This window comes from Olsenella phocaeensis (assembly GCF_048189965.1).
Lineage (GTDB): Bacteria > Actinomycetota > Coriobacteriia > Coriobacteriales > Atopobiaceae > Olsenella_I > Olsenella_I phocaeensis.
Genome location: NZ_DBEZHV010000016.1, coordinates 22939 through 29769, shown reverse-complemented (window position 1 = coordinate 29769; position 6831 = coordinate 22939). Strand labels below are relative to the sequence as shown.

At 70.2% G+C, this 6831-nt stretch carries 4 protein-coding genes; 1 reads left to right on the top strand and 3 read right to left on the bottom strand.

Annotated features, from left to right (window positions below; genetic code table 11):
* Window positions 1–245: 245 nt before the first annotated feature.
* Window positions 246–1643 (bottom strand): glutamate-cysteine ligase family protein, encoded by a 1398-nt coding sequence (locus ACMPH2_RS07995; protein ID WP_417119153.1) that lies wholly within the window; start codon window positions 1641–1643, stop codon window positions 246–248.
* Window positions 1644–1833: 190 nt separating this feature from the next.
* Between ACMPH2_RS07995 and ACMPH2_RS07990 the strand changes: the two genes are divergently transcribed.
* On the top strand, window positions 1834–3081 hold the full coding sequence (locus ACMPH2_RS07990) for a lysylphosphatidylglycerol synthase transmembrane domain-containing protein (RefSeq protein WP_417119152.1): 1248 nt from the start codon (window positions 1834–1836) through the stop codon (window positions 3079–3081).
* Between the two features lie 495 nt (window positions 3082–3576).
* Here ACMPH2_RS07990 and sdaAA read toward each other — a convergent pair whose 3' ends face one another.
* A complete protein-coding gene (gene sdaAA, locus ACMPH2_RS07985) occupies window positions 3577–5175 on the bottom strand; it encodes an L-serine ammonia-lyase, iron-sulfur-dependent, subunit alpha (protein ID WP_062530194.1) in 1599 nt (532 codons plus the stop codon).
* Between the two features lie 122 nt (window positions 5176–5297).
* The gene (gltX, locus tag ACMPH2_RS07980) at window positions 5298–6806 is read right to left on the bottom strand and encodes a glutamate--tRNA ligase (RefSeq protein WP_417119151.1); all 1509 of its coding nucleotides are present in this window, start codon (window positions 6804–6806) and stop codon (window positions 5298–5300) included.
* Window positions 6807–6831 lie beyond the last annotated feature (25 nt).

Below are 6831 nucleotides of genomic sequence, written 5' to 3'. Positions count from 1 at the left end.
CCGTTCGTCTAGCGGTTCAGGACGCCGCCCTCTCAAGGCGGAGATCACCAGTTCGAATCTGGTACGGGCTACCAGACACCCCGGGGGTCGGCCAGCGCGCCGGCTCCTTTCCTTTTGCCGCGAGGCCCCGACGCCGTCGCGAACGGCCAACCCCCCCGCACAAAGGGCGAGGGGAGTGGCGTGCCACCCGGGCAGACGCCACCTCCCCTCGCAGGCAGTCGAACGCCACGAGTCCGTTCGTACGGCTACTCGGCCGTCCCGACGGCCGAGTCGGCACTTCCCGCCGCGCTTTCGTGCTCCTTGTCCCAGGTGTCGACCAAGAGGTCGCGCGGGACGGAGCGAATCTCCCACAGCTGGGCGAGCTCGTCCAGGACGGCGCGGTCCGCCTCGTCCTCGAGGCCGCCGCGCGCCACGTCCACCAGCTGCTCCACGAAGTTGGGCAGGCTGCGGCCGTACACCCGCGCGTCCCAGCCCCTCTCCCTCAGCTCCTGCTCGAGCTCGGCCACGCCCTCCTCGCTCGCCTCGGCGCAGAGGATGCCTGCCAGCTCGGATGCCTTCTCGTCGCAGAAGATGCCCCGCATGAGCGCCGCGTAGGCGCAGGCAAGCCGGGGCGGCAGCGCGTCTGCGGAGCGCACCTCCAACTGGCCGTCCCAGCGCACCAGGGGATGCGCCGCCTCCAGCAGGCTCGCCACCTCGGCGCGGTCGAGCTCGTGGTCGCTCATGACGTCCTCGACGAGCCGCTTGTCGCAGGAGCTCGTCTCGCCGGCGTCGTTGGTCACCAGCACCGCCTGCACGCTCTCGAGCCACTCGCCGTAGGCGGCAAAGCCGAAGTCCGTGGCGAAGCAGCCGGGGATCGCCTCGCTGCGCTCGGGGTCGGCCTGCCTCCACAGCTGCGTGCGCATCATGCGCCCCACCTCGTGGGGGTCGCTCCCGCGCAGGCTCAGCGCGTCGTCCGTGAGGAACGCGATGACGGGAGAGAGCGCGCTCGCCAGGCGGAAGGCCTCGGCGGCCGCGGTCTCGCCGGCGTGCGAGAGGCGGACTCCCGTGCTCGCCGTGAGCCTCATGAGGTCGCGGCCCGTCCTGCCGCTCGTCCCCAGGTGGGCACCCATGACGCCGTGACGGGTGAGTGGGACCAGTGGCACCTCCGCCGCGGAGCGCGGGCGCGGGTTGACGCCCTGCGCCAGGAGCTCGTAGTCTGCCCCCAGCTCCCTCGACGCGAGGTGGAACTGGCGGTCGACCACTTGGAGCGCCCCCCTGAGGCGAGACACGCGCGCGATCGGCCCCAGGCACACCACGAACTGCGCCGCGGGGCCCAGCCCCAGCTCGACGCCCACGCGGATGCCCGAGGAGCCGACGCTGCCGCGTAGCCCGACCAGGCGGCCCTCCTCCATGACCTGCCCGTCGGGGTAGTAGGCGCCAAGCGCCTCGAGCACGCGCTCCAGGCCGCGCTCTCCCTGGTAGGAGACGGTGGTCCCGGTCTGCCGGTCGATCACGAAGCGCTCGAGGCGGAGGGTGATCGACTTGTCGCCCGGGCGGGCCTGGGCGTCGCCGCGCAGCTGGGCGAGCATGCGCCGGCGGTTCGAGCCGAGCAGCGCCTGCCTGACGAGCTCCTCGGCGGAGGGAAGCTTGTTTGTTCCTTGCATGGACGAGACTCCCTTTATTGGCAGGGCGGCAGCTAGATGCCGTGCCCCCCGTCCCTTGTTCGCTTGCTGAGTCCCGCTTAGTATGCCCGATTCCGCCGAGCGAGTATGATGAGCGTGCCCACTTGGCAGGGAACGGCATGCGGACGTCACTTCTGCCGTCCGCGGCCACGGATCGTGGGGTCGGAGGGACATGGCACAGGACAGCAACAGCGAGCGCTCGAAGGCCAAGGTGCCCCTGAAGGTCACCGGCCCTCATGTCGTTGCCCCCGCGACCACCCCCGGCGCGCCCGAGATGGGCGAGAACAGCACCAAGGCCCGCAAGGGCGCCATCTTCCTTGCCGGGGTCATCGGGGTCTACGTCGTCTTCCTCGTGGCCACGGGCCAGATGGGCGAGTTCCTCTCGGCCCTCTCGAAGGTGGACACGGGCTGGGTCATGTGGGCCGCCTTCGCCTTCGTCCTCTACTTCGCCTTCGGCGTCCTGGCCTACGTCATAGCCGTCTACCTCGACCACGAATCGCCCGTCGGCGTGCGGGACCTCATGAGCGTCGAGGCCTCGGGCGTCTTCTTCGGCAACCTCACGCCCATGATGGCCGGCGCCGTCCCCTCGCAGATTTATCGCCTGACGCGCACGGGCCTGGACGTGGGGGAGGCCAGCGCCACCCAGTTCACGCGCTTCATCATGTTCCAACTGGGCGTCGTGCTCTTCGCCGCGATCATGCTCTTCGCCAAGCTCTCGTACTTCTTCCAGACCTACGGCGACATCATCATCCTCAACCTGGTGGTATTCGCGGTGCACTTCCTCGAGCTCGCGGGCCTCTTCGTCGTCTGCCTCTGTCCCAGGCTCGTGATTCGCGTGGGCAACCGCGCGATTCGCCTTGCGGACTCCCGGCACTGGCTCAAGGACCGCTCCCACTGGGACGAGATGGTCAACGTCCAGGTTATGGAGTTCTCTGACGCCTTCAAGCGCGCCGCCCAAGACGTGCCCTCCATGCTCCTCACCCTCGTGGTGACCATGGCGCAGCTCGCCTGCCTCTACATGATCCCCTGGTTCGTGCTGCGCGCCTTTGGCATCCAGGCGGACTTCGTGGAGTGCCTGGCGGCGGGCTCGATGGTCCAGATGGTCGCCTCGGCGGTGCCCCTGCCGGGTGGGACGGGCGGGGCGGAGGGTGGCTTCGTCATGTTCTACGGCCACATGTTTGGCCCCTCCACCTCGGCGGGCTTCCTCGTCTGGCGCATCGTCACCTTCTTCGGCCCCACGCTGCTCGCGACCCCGCTCCTGGGGCTGCGCTCCCGTGGCGGGAGGAGCATCTACCGTCGCGTGCAGTCGCTGAGGGACCGGCTCGCCTCCGTCGCCTCCGGTCGCAGGGGCGGTGGGCACGGGCGTGGCGGAGGCTCCGTCACCATCAGCATGCGAGGCTCGGCGGGGCGCAGGGGATAGGCCACGGTGGCCCACTGCCCGGGCTTGTGCGGGTCCGGACCTGCGTGCCTGCTATCTGCGGCCCGGACTTACGCGCTCGCGTTCTGCGGCCTGGACCAAAGTCGTCGGTATTCTCGCCTGCCCAAACAACCGACATTCCAGGGCTTTCTGGTTGATTCAGGCACATAGAGGCCGTTCGTCGGTACCTTGGGCGGGTGAGAACACCGACAAACGTGGGCGTGGAGCCCGTTTGCCCCGCGACGCGCGGCTTTCCCGCCGCTGCCAACAACTTGCCGGCGATGCCAACAATTTGCTTGTGCTTTGCTAGGGGAGAGGCGCAAGCAAACTGTGCCCGGACGGGCAAAGACTGCCCGGAGCCTCGGTTTGCCTGTGGTTCGCCGGGGAGAAGCACAAGAAAAGCGCGCCCCGGCTGACGGGGCGCGTCGAATGCCGCATTGCCTGTGACGTGGTGCGTTGGGTGCCGTTTTGCCTGTGGGTCGTCGCGCCCGCCTGACGCTACTCCTGCCGCGTGCAGCCCCGGCAGCCCGAGCAGGCGTTCCGGGCGCCGGCAGCGGAGGGCGCCGCCGCGAGGCCGCCCAGGGCGGTCTCCCTCAGGGTGGCGGGCAGCGCGTCCCCCACGGACCTCATTGCCGCGACCACCTCGTCGAAGGGCAGCGGGTCCAGTACGCCCGAGAGTGCCAGCTGCGCCGCGACGTAGGCGTCGGCCACGCCGATGGCGTTGCGGTTCTGGCAGGGATACTCCACCAGGCCGCGCACCGGGTCGCAGACCAGTCCCAGGAGGTTGGCGATGGCCGTCGAGGCGGCCGAGAGGCAGGTCGCGGGATTCGCCCCCAGGAGTTCCGCCAGGGCGCTCGCAGCCATGGCGGCGGCACTGCCCACCTCGGCCTGGCAGCCGCCCTCGGCCCCCGCCACGGAGGCGTTCTGGGCGATGATGGCCCCGACGGCGCAGGAGTTCCAGAGCGCTCGCGCGAGCTCCTCGTCGCTCGCGCCCACCGCCTCGGCCACCGACAGCAATGCGCCCGGCACCACGCCCGCCGACCCCGCTGTCGGCGCGGCCACGATCACGCCCATGCTGGCGGAGCGCTCCAGCACCGCCATGGCGTAGCTGGTCGCGCGCGAGAGGCTTTCTCCCATGAGGGGGCCGCCCAGTCTCCCCGCGGCGTCGCTCACGGCGCGGGCCTGGCCCCCGATGAGGCCGCCCAGCGAGGGGGAGGGGCTTGCGATCGGCCCCGCGACCTCGTCCCTGAGCGCCGCGATCACGCGAGCCATCTGGGCGTCCACGTCAACCGCGGGCGTGAGCTCGAGCTCGCGCAGGCGCATGGCCTCGCCGATGCCCACCCCCTCACGCGCACAGAGCGAGAGCAGCTCGGCGCCGTTGTCGAAGCCGTGTGCCAGCGTCGCGTCCGCTGGGACGTGGGGCGCGCCCGGCACGTCCACGACGCTCGCCGAGAGGATGTTGGGCCCGCGCGAGAGGAAGTCGACGAGCCCCTGGTCCACGGCCTCGTCGAGCTCGAAGACCGTGTAGGCCTTGCCCCCGCGGCTCTCGCGGAAGGTGCGCAGGGTGGCGATGTTGGAGGAGGAGGCGGAGACGCCGCTGGTGAGCGCCGCCAGCACGCCGGGCTTGTCCTTGTGCGCCACGAAGAGGGTGGGGTAGTCGCCCGATATCTCCACGCGCACGCCGTCGATGGAGACGATCCTGACCCTGCCCCCGCCCAGGGACTCGCCCGTCACGGCGACCCTCGAGCCATCGGCGCTGTGCATGGTGACGGTCACCGTGTTGGGGTGCATGCCCGCTCCTTCCTCGCTGGGCAGGAACGAGAACTCGATCCCCGCCTCGCGGGCCAGGTCGAAGGAGTCGCGCACGCGCACGTCGTCCGGGGCGAGTCCCAGGATCCCGGCCACGAGCGCCCGGTCGCTGCCGTGGCCCCTATAGGTGTGGGCGAATGAGTTGTAGAGGGTGAACTCTGCCCTCCTGAGCTCGCGGGGACCCAGCGAGCGGGCCACGAGGGCGATCCTCAGGGCGCCGGCGGTGTGCGACGAGGAGGGGCCCACCATGATGGGGCCCAGGATCTCGAACGCCGAGGTGGTCATCATGGGGCGTCTCTCCTAGCTGCCGCCGGCCCCTGCCGGCGAACGTCGTCAAAGTTGGCGGGCCGAGGCAGCTCCCGTGGGGTGCCCCGGCCCGCATGCATGCCCATTGTGCCCAATCCGGGCGGCTAGCCCTCACTCGTCTCGGTGAGGGGCAGGGCGCGCTCGAGGCGCGCCAGGACCATGTCGCGGCCCAGGAGCTCGAGGGACTCTCCCAGCGGGGGAGAGACCTGGTTCCCGCACTCCGCCACGCGTACGGCGCCGTAGAACTTGCGCTTGTTGGCGCCGAGCCTCTCGGGTAGCGCCTCGAGGGCGGCGTCGATCCGCGTAGCGTTCCACTCGTCCTCGCCCAGCGTGGCAAGCGCCTCGGCGGCCGCCTCGAGGTAGCCGCGTGCGCCCTCCTTTGCCAGGTTCTTGGCGACGGACCTCTCGTCGAAGGCGAGCTCCTCTCCCTCGAAGAGGAAGCGGGACTTCTCGACCACGTCGGGGGCCAGCGTGGTGCGGGGCTTGAGGATGCTGGACAGGAGGTCGAACCAGGGGGCGCTCGCGCGGTAGACGGCCTTGGGGTCGTCGGCGACGAGCCCTGCCTCGTGCAGCTGGGGGAGGAGCACCCGCTGCGAGAACTCCGCGTCGCTCATGGCCTGGACGTACTGGCCCTGGATCCAGTCGAGCTTCTTGAAGTCGAAGGTCGCTGGGTTCTTGGACACGTGGTCGAGCGAGAAGCGGCTGGCCAGGACGTCGCGGGGGACGATGGTGGTCTCGCCGTCCAGGGCCCAGCCGAGGAGCGCCAGGTAGTTGACGAAGGCGTCCGCGTCGTAGCCCTGGTCGCGGTACTCCTCGACGGAGGTCGCGCCGTGGCGCTTGCTGAGCTTCTTGCCGTCCGGCCCCAGAATCATGGAGATGTGGGCGAAGGTGGGCGTGGGTGCGCCCAGGGCCTCGTAGACCATGACCTGGCGCGGGGTGTTGGAGAGGTGGTCGTCGCCGCGGATGACGTGGGTGATCCGCATCATGGCGTCGTCCACCACGGTGGCGAAGTTGTAGGTGGGCGTGCCGTCGGAGCGGAAGATGATGAAGTCGTCCAGCTCGCGGGCGTTGAAGGTCACCTCGCCGTGGACGGCGTCCGGGATCACCACGTCGCCGCGGTCGTCGGGCACCTTGATGCGGATGGTGTAGGGCTCGCCGGCGTCCACGCGAGCCTGGGCCTCGGTCGGGTCGACGTTGCGGCAGGTGCGCTGGTAGCCCTGGAAGGGGTCGTGCCTCTCCTCTGCGGCCTTCTTGTCCGCCGCGAGCTTCTCGGGCGTGCAGAAGCAGTAGTAGGCCTTGCCCTCGGCCACCAGGCGCTGGGCCGCGTCGCGGTACAGCGCGAGACGCTCCGTCTGTTTGTAGGGACCGAAGTCGCCGCCCACGTCGGGGCCCTCGTCCCAGTCGAGGCCCAGCCAGCGCATGGCGCGCAGGATGATCTGGGTGTTCTCGTCCGTGGAGCGGGTCGGGTCGGTGTCGTCGATGCGCAGGACGAAGCTGCCCCCGTTCGCGCGGGCGAAGGCCCAGTTGTAGATGGCCGTGCGGGCGCCTCCCACGTGGAGCTTGCCGGTGGGGGAGGGCGCGAAGCGCACGCGTACGAGTCTGGTGTCTGACACGGGGTCTCTCCTGACGTGCTGGCGC

Excerpts from the sequence above, each read along its gene's own strand:
- ACMPH2_RS07990 (WP_417119152.1), top strand. The coding sequence starts at position 1,834 with ATGGCACAGGACAGCAACAGCGAGCGCTCGAAGGCCAAGGTGCCCCTG.
- sdaAA (WP_062530194.1), bottom strand. The coding sequence starts at position 5,175 with ATGATGACCACCTCGGCGTTCGAGATCCTGGGCCCCATCATGGTGGGC.
- ACMPH2_RS07995 (WP_417119153.1), bottom strand. The coding sequence starts at position 1,643 with ATGCAAGGAACAAACAAGCTTCCCTCCGCCGAGGAGCTCGTCAGGCAG.